The 13991-nt window shown below is 35.8% G+C and carries 14 protein-coding genes; 4 read left to right on the top strand and 10 right to left on the bottom strand.

All coding sequences use genetic code 11. The annotated features are described in order from the left end of the window. Window positions 1-321: 321 nt before the first annotated feature. Entirely contained in the window at window positions 322-780 is a 459-nt protein-coding gene (locus RBB45_RS22105) for a hypothetical protein (RefSeq protein WP_306010349.1), read from the top strand. A gap of 354 nt (window positions 781-1134) precedes the next feature. Here the strand turns inward: RBB45_RS22105 and RBB45_RS22100 are convergent, their stop codons facing one another. After that, on the bottom strand, window positions 1135-2364 hold the full coding sequence (locus RBB45_RS22100) for a multidrug effflux MFS transporter (RefSeq protein WP_306010348.1): 1230 nt from the start codon (window positions 2362-2364) through the stop codon (window positions 1135-1137). 500 nt (window positions 2365-2864) lie between these two features. On the opposite strand from RBB45_RS22100, the gene RBB45_RS22095 reads away from it, so the two are divergent. Then, the gene (locus RBB45_RS22095) at window positions 2865-3695 is read left to right on the top strand and encodes a nuclease-related domain-containing protein (protein WP_306010347.1); all 831 of its coding nucleotides are present in this window, start codon (window positions 2865-2867) and stop codon (window positions 3693-3695) included. On the opposite strand, the gene RBB45_RS22090 is transcribed toward RBB45_RS22095, so the two are convergent. From RBB45_RS22090 to RBB45_RS22075, 4 genes are all read right to left on the bottom strand, one after another. After that, window positions 3652-4008: a magnesium chelatase domain-containing protein gene (locus RBB45_RS22090; RefSeq protein ID WP_306010346.1), complete on the bottom strand. Its 357-nt coding sequence runs from the start codon at window positions 4006-4008 to the stop codon at window positions 3652-3654. The two genes, RBB45_RS22095 and RBB45_RS22090, sit on opposite strands and share 44 nt — an antisense overlap. Then, window positions 3978-4565: a transposase gene (locus tag RBB45_RS22085; protein ID WP_306010345.1), complete on the bottom strand. Its 588-nt coding sequence runs from the start codon at window positions 4563-4565 to the stop codon at window positions 3978-3980. The genes RBB45_RS22090 and RBB45_RS22085 overlap by 31 nt, the downstream gene beginning before the upstream one ends. A 280-nt stretch (window positions 4566-4845) precedes the next feature. Further along, window positions 4846-5181, bottom strand: a complete 336-nt coding sequence (locus tag RBB45_RS22080) for a type II toxin-antitoxin system PemK/MazF family toxin (protein WP_306010344.1) — start codon at window positions 5179-5181, stop codon at window positions 4846-4848. Then, a complete protein-coding gene (locus RBB45_RS22075; protein ID WP_306010343.1) occupies window positions 5181-5402 on the bottom strand; it encodes a hypothetical protein in 222 nt (73 codons plus the stop codon). Before RBB45_RS22075 ends, RBB45_RS22080 begins: the two co-directional genes overlap by 1 nt. Before the next feature lie 530 nt (window positions 5403-5932). Between RBB45_RS22075 and RBB45_RS22070 the strand changes: the two genes are divergently transcribed. Together RBB45_RS22070 and RBB45_RS22065 are read left to right on the top strand one after the other, a co-directional pair. Then, on the top strand, window positions 5933-6070 hold the full coding sequence (locus RBB45_RS22070) for an ATP-binding protein (RefSeq protein ID WP_306010342.1): 138 nt from the start codon (window positions 5933-5935) through the stop codon (window positions 6068-6070). A 1216-nt stretch (window positions 6071-7286) separates the two neighbouring features. Beyond that, window positions 7287-7628, top strand: a complete 342-nt coding sequence (locus RBB45_RS22065) for a DUF3221 domain-containing protein (protein WP_306010341.1) — start codon at window positions 7287-7289, stop codon at window positions 7626-7628. A gap of 327 nt (window positions 7629-7955) precedes the next feature. Here RBB45_RS22065 and RBB45_RS22060 read toward each other — a convergent pair whose 3' ends face one another. The 5 genes from RBB45_RS22060 to RBB45_RS22040 form a co-directional block, all read right to left on the bottom strand. Beyond that, window positions 7956-8228: an SDR family NAD(P)-dependent oxidoreductase gene (locus tag RBB45_RS22060; protein ID WP_306010340.1), complete on the bottom strand. Its 273-nt coding sequence runs from the start codon at window positions 8226-8228 to the stop codon at window positions 7956-7958. 234 nt (window positions 8229-8462) lie between these two features. Continuing rightward, entirely contained in the window at window positions 8463-9683 is a 1221-nt protein-coding gene (locus tag RBB45_RS22055) for a nucleotide sugar dehydrogenase (protein ID WP_306010339.1), read from the bottom strand. Window positions 9684-10088: 405 nt separating this feature from the next. After that, a complete protein-coding gene (locus RBB45_RS22050) occupies window positions 10089-11333 on the bottom strand; it encodes a lipopolysaccharide biosynthesis protein (protein ID WP_306010338.1) in 1245 nt (414 codons plus the stop codon). Between the two features lie 5 nt (window positions 11334-11338). Next, window positions 11339-12463: a glycosyltransferase gene (locus RBB45_RS22045; protein WP_306010337.1), complete on the bottom strand. Its 1125-nt coding sequence runs from the start codon at window positions 12461-12463 to the stop codon at window positions 11339-11341. A gap of 40 nt (window positions 12464-12503) precedes the next feature. Continuing rightward, complete coding sequence (locus tag RBB45_RS22040; protein WP_306010336.1) at window positions 12504-13934, bottom strand: hypothetical protein; 1431 nt, start codon at window positions 13932-13934, stop codon at window positions 12504-12506. Window positions 13935-13991: the final 57 nt, after the last annotated feature.

Genomic DNA, 13991 nt, shown 5'->3' with positions numbered 1-13991 from the left:
CCTTTTATTTACAATTATATTTGAATTGGCTTGATTAAAGAAGGACAATACAAGATTTTGTGTATTATTAAAAACAATCCTATTTTAAGCAAATTGATGACAGGAAAGCCAATACAAGGCTGCTTCTGACTACCTTATGAAAGGGATAAGAATTAATCAAACGTTTGATTAATGACAGCCAAAAGCACGGTACCATGGAACTTTTTTAAACTGAGCCATGGGACCTGTCCCCTTGGCTCAAAAAAATATCCCCACACCATGTCCATTTTCTATTCACATCTATATATAAGAGATGAACAAACAAAATAGGAGTGATTGGGAATGCGGATACAGATGAATGGGCCGAATCAGGTTGAAAGGCTGGTCCGGTGGAGAGATGAGTTTGATTATGTGGAGGGCTTGTTGTTATATTTGCTTCTTAAGAGTGCTGCGATGATGAAGGATGTGTTGCCGTTTGGTGAGATTGTGCTGAATATAGGGCAGTATGTCTGTTCTATTCATTTACTGCGGAGAGGCCTGTGGTTTTACTACTTGAAAAAGAGGGATCTTAAAAGCTATTCGTGGATTCAGCATTTGATAAAGCGTTTGGAAAAGCTCGGCCTGATTACGGCGGAGCGACTTCTGCATGGTTTTTTGTTTACGGTGTCTGGTATGGAGGAGTCTGCTAATGGTCGAAAGCTGGCTGAAATGGAAGAGGCAAGTACAGTCAAGGAACAGTCTAAAAACAGAAAGAATCTTTTTTATTTGACTGCAAGTGAATTGGTCGTGGATGACTCGTGAATTGAACCTGAATACATAATAGAGAAAAGAAATAAAAGAGAGAAAAGAAAGAATAAAAACAACAACAACAGCATCTCTGAAGAAGTCTAGAGAACAAAAAACGCTGCTGAACACTTCATGGTAAGGAGGAGCAAAGACAACAATCGATTTGATAGCGATTGAACAAATCTATGAGCTGCCTGTTCGACTTAGCAGCTGACAGCATCTCTTGACAGCAATGACAAATACTACACCGAAGGTGGCCAAGCCCCGATATTCCGAGCCAAGAGACCTGTCCCCTTGGCTCCACGCAAAAAAAAAAAACCTCCCCTCGGTCCGTTACCGAGCAGCAAGGTGTTTTTCAAATTTTATATATCACAAGTTATTATGAACAGACACGCCTGGTCCTTTCTGACGCAAAGACCCTTTCCTCACCAACAAGAAGTAAGACAAAAAAGCCAACAAGCTTGCAGCCAAAATAATAATCCCCATCGGAAGCGCGGAGTACTCACCCGCTACTCCAACAAGTGGAGCGGTTATGGAACCAAGCAGGAACGGCAGCACCCCTAATAAAGCAGATGCACTTCCGGCCACATGCCCTTTCGTTTCCATCGCGAGAGAGAATGATGCTGTTCCAATAATACTGATGGACATGACTAAAAAGAAAATAGGAAGCGCAACTAACAGAAGCGGTGCCTTTAGTAATAGGGCTGTCAGCAAAAGAATAGCAGCTGTATTGGAAAGCCCTAATCCAATTTTTAAGAATGTTTTTTCCGGTATATAATCTGCTAATCGGCCAACGAGTTGAGTTCCTATGATTAAGCCCACTCCATTGACTCCAAATAAGAAGCTGAATACTTGAGGGGATACTCCATAAATATTTTGGTAGACAAAAGAAATACCCGACACATACGCAAAGATTCCGGCTGTTGTAAATCCTTGTGTAAAGGCATATCCAGCAAATTCACGATCCTTTAATAACATGCCAAAGTTCCCGATGACTTGCTTGAAATTTCCCGGTACCCGTTTTTCAGCTGGCAGCGATTCTTCCAGTTTCAAGCTGACAATGAAGGTGAAAATTATGCCGATACCAGCCAGGACAATGAAAACTCCTTTCCAGCTCGTAAACGTCAGAATCGCACCGCCTATAATTGGCGCAATAATGGGACCAAGATTTCCAACCAACATTAAAGAAGCAAAAAACTTCGTTAGTTCCCTTCCGCTAAACAAATCCCGTACAACGGCTCTCGAGATAACCAGTCCTCCTGCAGCTGCAAAGCCTTGAATAAACCGGGAAACGATCAATGTATAAATATTTGGTGCGATGGCACAAGTGACAGAGGATAAAAAATACAAAGTAAGGAAGATGAGCAATGGTTTACGCCGGCCATGCACATCACTCATAGGCCCTATAACTAATTGACCTAATCCGAGTCCTAATAAACAAGTGGTCAAACTGATTTGAACCAGCGAAGCATTCGTATGAAAATCATTAACTATAGTAGGAAATGAAGGCAAATACGTGTCAATCGTAAATGGACCTAAAATGGCCAGTGACCCCAACAGAAAAGCTAGCTGTACTCTTTTTTTCTTTGATAAGTTCAATTTTCTATCGCCTTTCTATTGAAGTAGATTAATGGTTTGAAAGTTCCTTTGTCATTGTATAACTTTATTCAAGGTTTTTCACTTATTATGCAACTTTTTAAATTGGATTTTTTGGGATATATTTTTGATATAAATTGATTGGTTCTCCATGGACCTACTAAAAAAGGGCGAATGAGCCAAGGTACCTGTCCCTATCCTGTGGCCTCACCCCTTAAATGTTTCGGAACACTTAGCTTCTAACTGGCTTTATTCTGCGCACAAGTGGCTCATTTACTTCGCAATATTCAATTAAAGCAAGGTAAACTGTTAAATCTTATTTGTTGAATTCTATTTATTCTTATTTGTGGAAAACTGTTCATTCTAGTTTATCGTCTACCTTTACATTAACTAACACTTTTATCCTTCACCCAATGATGATGAGCCCTCGATTTTTTCGTTGTGGTTTAATTTTATACAAAAAGTTACAATTAAAATAATACTTAAGTAGCAGGGAGAAAATAATGCTATTATTCCTAAACTTTTTAAAGAGGAAAAAGAACGAGGACAAACCAAAACAAGCTAATGTGACCACGTCAAAACCAAAAAAGGCGAATGAACAGGTTGCTACTCGAAAAGGTGAAATTGGAGAATACAAAATTGATATACAACTGGATCAGCTGCCAAAGGATTGTCGGTACTTAAGCGATCTTCTAGTAAAGAATCCAAAAGCAAAATCAGGGTACTCCCAAATTGATCATATGGTTTTAACTCCATATGGTATCTTTGCCATTGAAACAAAAAACTATCAGGGGACTATTTATGGTGGGAAAGGTCGTGAAACATGGTTGGTCAATGGAAAGTTTAAAATAATGAACCCTTTTGTACAAAACTATGGGCATATAAAAGCATTAACGTCATTCATTGATAAAAAGTACCATGATTTATTTATCTCAATAGTATCTTTTACAAAGCGCTGCACTTTTAAAGTAGACTTAGATTACCGTAAAATTGCTTCAGATGAAATTATAGTATATGACATAGAGCTGTCTGATTTTATTCATCGGAAAGTGTCGGTCCTGAAAATTCAATACAAAGAACCTCTCTTAAATGAAGATGATATTATAGCGATTTATAATGCCTTTACAAATGCAAATATTACTAATCCAAAAGCGAGAGATGAACATAAACGTGCATTAAAAACAAATACATCAGATGAAAGAACTAGCTCTGGCTCTATTTCTACTTGTACAGTTTGTAATAAACCTGTTTCTGATAAAGTTAAAAGTTATTGTTTAGCGAATAAAAAATTCAACGGTAAGGTCTATTGTTATGAGCATCAAAAGAGCCGATAAAGGCGGTGCTGTCGGGGATATGTACATCCAGTCCTTTTAGACTGATCAATGTACTGACCGCCATTGCCAGATCAAACATTGGACCATTTTTCTTTTGTTCAGCCGGCGAGAGATGAATGACAATCTTTTGGCCGGACAGGGAATAGCCTAAAGCGTGCAGGGCAGCTGCCACCCGCTCCTTCGATTCTTTGACCGAGGCATCCGGCAGGCCTGCAATAATGATAGAATCTGTTCCGATTGATGTCCTTACTTCCACCTGCACAATATAGCCTTCCATTCCTTTTAATCCAATACTGGCCGACCTGGCATACATAGCAGCCCCTCCTCAATCTCTTCATTTTTTTCAACAAATTTGCGATATTCATCTTCAACGGGTTCACGGAAATAGGACAGTGTTCTATTGTGGGCAATATGGGGATTATTCTGTGTGAGGTCAATATAAGAAGGATAGCTGCTCCAGGGGTAGTCATTCAGATCACTGACCATTTTGGCTTCCAGGGGATTGCGGTGGATGTAGCGGCTTGCTTCTAAAAAGTATGCATCTGTTTCAATCAGCTTAGCACCGTAACGCCCCTGGAATACATGGCCGTCCGTCTTCAATCGCTGATTCAGATAAATGGCGTAGCGGGAATGCATTTCTTTCATAATATGCTGGATATGATGCTGTGAGGTTTCAAGCTGGAGATGAAGGTGGTTGGTCATGAGGCAATAAGAATGAAGAATAAAAGGCATCATACTGCGGACATCTTCCAATATCGTAAGGTACATCTTAAAGTCCATATCTTCCAGAAATATCGCCGCCCGCCGATTTCCCCTGGCAACAATATGATACAGAGCACCTGGATACCAAACCCGATGCTGTCTGGGCATTAAATCCCTCCTTCTAAAAAGAACGTATGTTCTATAAATTAATTGTAAGCCAATTCCTTTATCTCGTCAATCTAATATAACAACTAAGAAAAAATCCCATTGTAAATTAATCTGCTGAGTTATAATACTGAATCAAGTTAGTGTTATAAGACTCTTCCCTACGAGGGCTCCTAAATTAAATCTCTTACACTTTGATTCTTTATTGAATATGAATAAGGACTTGAAAGTGGGTTCAGACCCCCTATATGAATCTATTGTTTCGTGGATTTGGTGCTTGATTTTAATTGAATATATAAGCTGTTAGGACATTATTCAGATCTTTAGGGCTCAACGTTCCGCGGTATGTTTCCGCGTCCTCAAGATCAAAATATTCCTCTGAATCTATTTCAGCATAGGAGGGTTTGTCTAATTTTGCATGCTGCCAGCTTATAATTCTAATGCGGTTAGGAAACTTGGGAGTCGGACCAGAACCCGTAATCTTTATCGTAAGGGCTAAAGCGGTCCCATTTGGAGAAATTGAGATAATTAAAGCCGGACGCACTTTATAAGATGTGCCGTCCGGCGGAAGTGGAGGTTTGTATGGAAAGACAACATCATAAATATCCCCTGGCTTCATTAGTCTTCCATCCATCTTCTATGCTTTGGATTTCTATAATCTGCATTGGTGACAATTCCATCTTTACTTACCTTAAGTGCCTCTGTCTGTTTTCTAAAGGCAGTATTAGCGATTTGATTGGCTAAGAACTCATTTTTTGCTTCTATACTCATACCTCTTCTTCTAAGGCTATGGCCTCTTGCAACTTTTCCTGCCACACGTGCCCTTGCTAACTTAACCACTTTCTTTACCCTCCTTCTACTCATTTGCAGCACCTCTACTTAGTTGTTATAAACAGTATATGTGAAAAGATGAAATGAAGCGTGCTACTTACGCATATTTTATCTAACTAAGCATTAAGCAGTCAAACAACTGGAATAAATATACATCATACTCAAATAATTATTAATGATTTACCTAAAGATATGTAAAAATGATTTACAACTCCTCATGCTGTCTTTTCCTGCAAAGCAAAGTTATATGTAATTAATCAAACATTTGATTAAACCCTCACGCCTGGTACATTACTTGTCACTAAGTGGTAAATGGAATGTCATTGATGGTACATTTCATTGGCTGCTATTATTCATAAAGTAGAGTATCATTTACAACTAACACTTTAACCCTTCACTCAATGTGGCGTCTTGCCCCCGCTTTAGTTCCCCGATTTCAACCATTTTGGATAGTGACTCCGTCAATTTTAAAACAACTAATACCATCAATTCCCGAATAAAGTGGAACATTAATAAATAACACTTTAATACTTCACTGGATGTGGGGTCAGGCCCCCGATTTCTCAGATTCGAGACTGACAGCAGCTTTAGTAAATCGCTTGATCCATCATGCGCATATCATAAGTTTTCATGGAGAGAGTTACCGTCTTTCTAATGCACTTTCCAAAGAAAGGTAAATATCATGGGTGGCAAACCTCTGCAGTTTTTATTGCATTACTCTGCACTTTTTTCTTGCAAAATACAACAGTCCCATACACTTGCTTCAATATCTGTTCCTTATTAAAAAATAGTGTATTACTCTCCACTCTTACTTTATAAAGTTCAACACTGTTACTTTGCAAAAGAGAAGTAGCGAGGGAGATAAAATTTTTGCGGACCTGATTAGACCTCACACAAACACTTTAACCCTTTACTAAATGTGGGGTCAGGCCCCTGGTTTCTTGGAAATCTGTCACCCAGCAACTCCGGTATTCTGGAGTGGTCTGTCTGTATTCTCTGACGGAGCACTGAAGTAATCCATAGTTATGGAGGAGCAAAGGCTTATAAATATATTGTATACATACAGTCTTCTAATAGTTTAAAAACAATTGAGAAAGTAAATTAATACTTCCCTTTCATTTTATGCAGTAAAACTATCTATATTAGGACAGTTATTGCCCCCATTGACAGATAGAGTAGATTTCCATAACAGCAGCCCTGCCAAATGGCAGGGCATCCTTTGAGTTAGAAATCTTCGAGTATTTTGTTTCAAGTTAGCAATTTATCTTTACTTGACGGTTACAGGGAGTTCTTTGTGTTCCAATAATCAGACTAATACCGACACTTTAGCACTTCATTGAATGTGGGGTCAGGCCCTCAATTTTCGAAGGATCTAGAAAGACAATCTTCGATTACTTCAGTAACCAGACTGAAAAATAAAAGCCCTACCAGATTCCTAGATAGTTAATCTGTAGGGCTTTTTTATACATTGGTAACTCTGTTGGCGAAGCCTGGTAAATTCCTTGGCAGACAGTGGTCAAACGGGTGGTAAGATCTCTTGGCTGCATTCATACTGTATGGGGTCAATATAAGAAGGATATCTGCTCCGGGGTAGTGATAAAGATCACTGGCCATTTTGGCTTACATCGGAATACGGTGGATGTAGCGGATGGCTTCTGCATATTCCTTGGCAATCCAAAAAACTTGCTATCATTAGCCGTTCCTTATTAAGTCTCTTACTCTTTAGTGCTTCACTGAATGTGTGACCAGGCCCCCGATTTTACGGCCATGATTAGATCTCACACAAACACTTTAACCCTTCACAGAATGTGGGGTCAGGCCCCGTTTTCCAAGGAAGATGTGATACTTGCTAACGTCACAACCATTGGCGGAAAAAATTAAGAGGTCAATCAGATGAAAAAATGGATAACGATCATCAGCCTGATGGCAACCATAGGTATTGGCATCTTCATCTTCACCGAAGCCAAAAGCACTCATACAGGCTATATCATTGGTGTATTCGAGAATGTCATATGGCTTGTCGAAGATTCTGGGGAAAGCATTCAGGGGAAAACGGAAGAGGAATTAAGTGAAATCTATAAATTCAGAGGGACTTTCTACGACACTAAACGCATTCCATTTTTTATAAAAAAGAATCTCAAGGTCGGCCAGAAAGTGAGAGTGTTTTCTGATGGCAGGGCCTATGAAACTGCTCCAAGTGAAGATGAAGCGACGTTTCTATTTATATTAAAATGAGATCTGGGATGCCCACCCGACACGATTTTTAATTATTATATCAGCTCGAACAAGACAGCTGCTAAACAAGGCAGCTTTTCTTATTCCACAAAAGGACAGTTTAGAACAAGAAGGAATTTGTAAAACACCTATTATTCAATGGAGTTACTACTTGCGGGGAGTGACAGGCACCCAAACCCTTAATTCCTTGGCGGACAGTGGTAAAAAGGATGGCAAGGGTGGTAAGATCTCTTGGCTGTATTCAGTATCAGAATGAAATACAGAAAAGCGTTATTTGATAACCAGAGTGTTGAATCTTAATTGATGAAAACTGTTTAATCTTATTTACTAAAAATTGTTGAATTCTACTTGACGGTTACAAAAGTGAATCACCCCAACAAAATCGTGTTGCTCAAACAGAGCTTGAACAACCGGCTCTATCGTTACATCAGCTTGAATAAACGTGACCTTTTTGGATATCCGCTCAATCCGGTCAATAACATTACGAGAACTATTACTCAAATTATCAACAATCACCACATCATAACCACTAGCAAGCAACTCCACACAAGTATGAGAACCAATATATCCAGCTCCACCGGTGACCAACACTTTCATCATCTACATGCCTCCTAAAAAAGCCCTGCCAAATGGCAGGGCTTCCTCATATTGAAGTTAAAAAATCTTCGACCATTTTGTCTCAAGTTATCAATTCGACAAATATCGGGAAGTGACAGGAACCTCATACTAAAAATAATCGCAAGGGTGGTGAGATCTCTTGTCTGTATTCAAATACTTTAACCCTTCACCGAGTGTGGGTCAGGCCCCCGGTTTCTTAGCTGATTCACCTCTACCTTATAATTTATAAACGCCATCAAACGTACAAATGTTTTTAGTATCAAGTATGAATTTATCCTTAATTAGCTCCATATTGTTTTTAATATGGTCATGACCTATCATTATTACTAGAATTTCTATTTCATTGATAAAGTCTTCAACATTCATAAATTGATGGTCAACAATTCTTGTCTTAACCAATGGGTCGAATACTTTAACACCATAAGCTAAATGCTCATCCATCCTTTCTAAAAGTTGTAATGTTGGACTTTCTCTTGTATCATCAACATTTTCTTTATATGTTAATCCATATAACCCAACTTTTGAAATATCATTTATACGATGCTCTCTCATAATGTCCCTAATTCTACTAAGTACATGCGTTGGCATTGAGTCATTGGTATTACGAGCAGTTAAAATTAGGTTAGCTAATCCTGGATAGTCTCCTACTAAAAACCATGGATCAACTGATATACAATGACCCCCAACACCAGGACCAGGTTGTAATATATTTACACGTGGATGTTTATTTGCAATCCGGATTATTTCGTACACATCCATATTATCGGATCTACAGATTTTAGCTAGTTCATTTGCAAATGCTATATTTATATCTCTAAAGGTGTTTTCAACTACCTTAGACATTTCTGCTGATCTAATATCGGTAACAACAATATCACCTTTACAGAAATTTGAATAAAGAGCTTTAACCTTATTTCCTATTTCGATATTATCGGCACCTATTGTTCTTGAATTATGTTCAAGTTCATAGATCATATTTCCCGGAATAATTCGTTCAGGGGCATGTACTAAATGAATGTCTTCACCAATTACAAACCCTCTGTTTTCAATTTCAGGACGAACATATCGATCAATTGTGCCAGGTGTAATCGTAGATTCAAGAATTAATACCGCACCTTTTTCGCATACATCAAGAACACTATTTACAGCTGATATTACATACTTTGGATCTAGTTTCTTACTATCTTTAAGATAGGGTGTAGGAACTGCAATAATATAAGTGTGCGCCTTTTGGTATTCAGTTGAAAATTCAATACCATAAGAGACAGCATCTTGAAACAGTTCTTCTAATCCTCCTTCCTCAAAAGTAAGTTTACCTTGTTGTAAGGAGGATACTAAATTTTCATTTTTATCTGTTCCAACTACTTTAAGTCCGCTTTTTGAAAACATTAGTGCTGTTGGTAAACCTATATAGCCTAGTCCTATTATATTTATCATTAAATAACTCCCTTTTTTTCCTTTATACTAATAAATAAAATGCCAAAAGACACTTCCAATTACCATTGTTCTATTGTTTGAGTAAAAGTTAAATAAATTTGAACAAGTTTAAAATTGCTAACTATAGTGAAAAAACTAAATATTCCAATTACCAAGCTAGCTATTCTCTTGCACTGAATTTAAGAACTAGTTAATTAACATAGTTTATTTTCAAATACTTTAATACTGAAAACCTTATTTAAATGGAGTAAAGCCCACAATTTCCAAAAGAAAAAATTTACAAATTTCGAGACATCCTTGGGCTATTGCCACTACTAATCGAACTAATATTTGGTATGCATCTTTTTTGCTTTAGTACGGTAACTTTATAAAAGGTGTAAATTCAGGATTGAAAAGTGTATAAAACTACTTGGCGGTTTCAGTACTTAATTTGTACATATAAAATAACATTGTTCCATGTATTAACATATAAATAACGGATAATAAAAATAAAAAAGATTCTATTTGTATTTTATTAATAAAAACAATTAAAAAGATAGTTAATTCACATACAAGTAAAGTAGCTTGAAATACCAACTCCAAATTTTGCCTTTTTGATACAATAAAACTTGTAGTAAGTGATTCAGTAATTAACCTTACCGCGAACATTGGAGCTAATATTCTTACATATTGACCCGCCTCTTTCCATTCTGAACCAAAAATGAAATGAAATAGCCATGGTGCTAATATTCCTAAAAAGGTCATAGTAGGAATTATGGTAATTAGTAAAATAAAAAGCGTTTTCTTGAATGTTTTTTGAAAGTTGCCTACCTCCTTTTTTTCTCTTACCGCATTGTCAAAGAAGACCCGTGCAATGTTTGCACTTATTACGGAAAAGGGAATTCCAAGAACACGATAAGATAGTGAATACAGTCCCAATTGTGAAGTTGAATAACCTTCCTTAATAAACAGATTTATACTTGAATAAGTAACAGTAGTTAAAAGTGCAGAAGAGGCGTTAAACATAGGTTGATACCTAAATTCAAAGAACACTTTTTTTAGTTCATTAAATTTAATCAATTTAATTACATTAAAATTCTTTCGAACATCCTTCGATTGCTTGCCTATACCAGCAATAGAACCTAAAATGTTTGAAGATACCAACGCTATGATTCCTAGATTTAGTAAGCCCCCTAGTACTAGTAATGAATTACTGACACAAGATTTAATAACTGTAACAGATGAAATAATTTTGTATAAAGATTTCCTATTATTATATGATAAAAAAATATTGTTTACTCCGTATACAATAAGTAGAATAATTAAGCTTATGATTATAATTAAAAGGTTTACTCCTGTAAATTCTTCTCGAAGGAACAATAGCCCGTATGTTGCTCCAAGAGTTATACTAAGTACAACACATAAGTTTATGCAAAGTTTAATAATGGAATAAGATTCTCTTTCTGACTTCGCTATAACAATTGCCATATCATATTTCAAACAGATTACAGGTCCAAATATGGATATTGCTGTAATAATAAGTGTATAAACTCCATACTCTTCTGGAGTAAATAGCCTTGTTGTTATAGGAGAAACTAAAAATGAAATTAACTGTGCAATTACTGAACTTGATGCTAGTAATGATACTGATCGGATGAACTTATTAGACATGGTTATTACTCCAAAGCTTTAATTGAAGGACTTCTATTTTCTATAAATATCTTCCTAACATTCTCTGCAATGCTTTCATTATAGTCATTGACAGATATTTCACTAATGTAATCCCTAACAACATCTCGAAAATCCTCAATACTATTACTGACTTTTAATATACCTTTATAAAATTTATCGTCAGCTACACCTGTAAATGTTTTATCACAGAATTCCTTCAATGGTATATTTTCGGTTGTAACTATAGGTAGCCCTTCTGCTAAATATTCATAAACTTTACCGGAAGCACAGAACATATTATTCAAATCATTTTTATGATAATTCACAATTCCAATATCACATTGTTTTACAATATACTTTAGTTCTGGTAATGGTACTTTACCTATAAAGTGAACGTTTTTTATGTTCTGTTCCTTTATTAACTTATCGACTTTACTAATGTCCTCTTTATTGCCACCGCCAACTATATATAAGCCATAATCATCTGAAAGGTTTTTCATAGAACTTATCAATTTATCAGTGCCTCTAGCTACAGAAACTCCTCCCGTACTTATTATGTTTATTTCATAATTAAACATTGAGGAATATCTATTTGCCATAACCCGTTTATCATATATTCCATTAAGTACTCTTACATTTTCAAAAACAATTGGCTTTTTTGAGAGATTATAGTGGTTATACATTAACTCGGCTCTTTGGCTGTTCGCGCATAAAACTACATCAGCCCGTTTCATAAGTTTAACTTCACTTTTACAAAGAAGACGCCCCCTCCAACTCTTCATATCTTCAATGAAATACAACTCTCTTACGTCTTGTACTATAAATTCAACTTTACAAAAGGGTTTTATTACAAATGCTGCTATAGCTGCAAAGTAATTATCAATTACAAGTATATCTATGTTTCTCATTTTTATTGCTGTTATCAAGGATTGAACTAAGAAAGAAAAAAATAAATAGATACCTAAATATTTATGATTACCAATCTTAATAATTCTCTCAGTTTCTGTTGAATCCTTATCCTTTCCACAACAAACTGTTGTTACCTTCCCTAACTTTTTTGCAATATTATTTAACTCAATCAAACGCCCATCGTAATCTATAATTCCATAAGATAATAATAATACTTTCATTCATAAACCTCATTTCTAAGAACGATTAATTATCAACCGGTTATATACCATACCGTTTTTTTAATTTGAGGGTAAAAGCTGTAAAAAATAACAATCCGGCTGTTCCTAACATAATAGATGCATTACTAATTAGCGGAGGTGTATTTACAAATAGATTTGTCGCAAATCTTACAAGTACGTACCCCCAAACATACATCATTTCATATGATTTACTTTTATATAGTTGTTTTTCAACTTTTGCCGAAATGAAAATATTAAACAAAGCAAATATTGGTGCCAAAAATATTCCAAAGAATAAAACACTGTATCCTATGGCCGAAATAACATGACCAGTTGGTCTTTCAATGCCGTAAATGTAAGTATTGAAGATTTCAGATGTTAGTACCCCATCTCCTTTTAAAAGGAAGCTAACTCCAAAAGTAGATCGTAGAAAGTCATAGAACATATTCCCAGTTCCAACATCTATTGACTTAAAAAAATCTAAAGTAATCGCTACATTTTCTGGACCAAAAAAGTAACTCTGTAGGGTTCGTGATAGCCAAGAGATATCCGCATTAGAATTAGACAGTGCTGCGGAATATGAATCATATTGAAAGGCTCCAAAAAACTTATAGATACTCATAAGAACTAAAATAACCGTAGCAGTACTTACAATACTAAATACAATCTTTTTCTTAAAACCTGGAAAAGATCTGATAAGAATCCATATACATATGACTGCAGTATATACTTGAGCCGTTCTCCGTTCGCCGACAATTATAGCTACATTTAATAGTGCAACTAATAATGATAAGTAAATATAAAGTTTATTGAAAGTTTGTTCATATTTCCTTTTGCAATAACTAACTGTCCACAGGAATACAAGGAATATTCCAATAATCAAAATTTGTCTTGCTAGAACTAATGAAGTAGTTGTTATATCACCTATTCTTTCTGAACTATTAACTGGAATATAAAGAAAGTTCAACAAGTTTGAGTTTCTTCCAATCGTCAAAAATACTACAAGTGCCAAAAGAATAAAAGAGAGGTATACAAATCTATTACCTTTCAAAAAAGATATTTGTGAACTAGAATTAACATCTTTATTAGAATTTTTTATAGATATAAATATTCTACAAAAAATTGCAACGGCAAAAATTTCATATATCATCAACGTTGTTGCCAAGTGAAGGGATTGGGCAGAAGGATTAATATAGTTAAACCCTGCATAATCCCCAGCAGTCGCACAAATCGGGGGCATTAATACAAATCTTATCCATTCCATCCCAATTATTCCATAGGCGGTAAAAGGAACACTTGAATGACGCAAATTTTCTAGAAATAATAAATACAATATAAAGAAAATTAATGGAAAAAAGATCATTTGTTCATAACCATTCGCAAAATTCTCATAAAACAACAGTGATATTATAAATCCTATTCCCGAGGATAAATAAATGAATACATTAAATAAATCGTTTTTTACTTTCATTTCTACCGCCCTAATTCATTCTTTTAAATTTCTAACCAAAACTCTTTTAAACTGCAT

The organism is Bacillus sp. MMSF_3328 (genome assembly GCF_030733525.1).
Lineage (GTDB): Bacteria > Bacillota > Bacilli > Bacillales > Cytobacillaceae > Bacillus_AB > Bacillus_AB infantis.
The sequence above is the reverse complement of the archived record's forward strand: the minus strand, read 5'-3'. Positions and strand labels throughout refer to the sequence as shown.

Coding starts and splice junctions, on each gene's coding strand:
- RBB45_RS22105 (WP_306010349.1), top strand. CDS start 322: ATGCGGATACAGATGAATGGGCCGAATCAGGTTGAAAGGCTGGTCCGG.
- RBB45_RS22095 (WP_306010347.1), top strand. CDS start 2,865: ATGCTATTATTCCTAAACTTTTTAAAGAGGAAAAAGAACGAGGACAAA.
- RBB45_RS22090 (WP_306010346.1), bottom strand. CDS start 4,008: ATGTATGCCAGGTCGGCCAGTATTGGATTAAAAGGAATGGAAGGCTAT.
- RBB45_RS22085 (WP_306010345.1), bottom strand. CDS start 4,565: ATGCCCAGACAGCATCGGGTTTGGTATCCAGGTGCTCTGTATCATATT.
- RBB45_RS22080 (WP_306010344.1), bottom strand. CDS start 5,181: ATGAAGCCAGGGGATATTTATGATGTTGTCTTTCCATACAAACCTCCA.
- RBB45_RS22070 (WP_306010342.1), top strand. CDS start 5,933: ATGTGGGGTCAGGCCCCCGATTTCTCAGATTCGAGACTGACAGCAGCT.
- RBB45_RS22065 (WP_306010341.1), top strand. CDS start 7,287: ATGAAAAAATGGATAACGATCATCAGCCTGATGGCAACCATAGGTATT.
- RBB45_RS22060 (WP_306010340.1), bottom strand. CDS start 8,228: ATGATGAAAGTGTTGGTCACCGGTGGAGCTGGATATATTGGTTCTCAT.
- RBB45_RS22055 (WP_306010339.1), bottom strand. CDS start 9,683: ATGATAAATATAATAGGACTAGGCTATATAGGTTTACCAACAGCACTA.
- RBB45_RS22050 (WP_306010338.1), bottom strand. CDS start 11,333: ATGTCTAATAAGTTCATCCGATCAGTATCATTACTAGCATCAAGTTCA.
- RBB45_RS22045 (WP_306010337.1), bottom strand. CDS start 12,463: ATGAAAGTATTATTATTATCTTATGGAATTATAGATTACGATGGGCGT.
- RBB45_RS22040 (WP_306010336.1), bottom strand. CDS start 13,934: ATGAAAGTAAAAAACGATTTATTTAATGTATTCATTTATTTATCCTCG.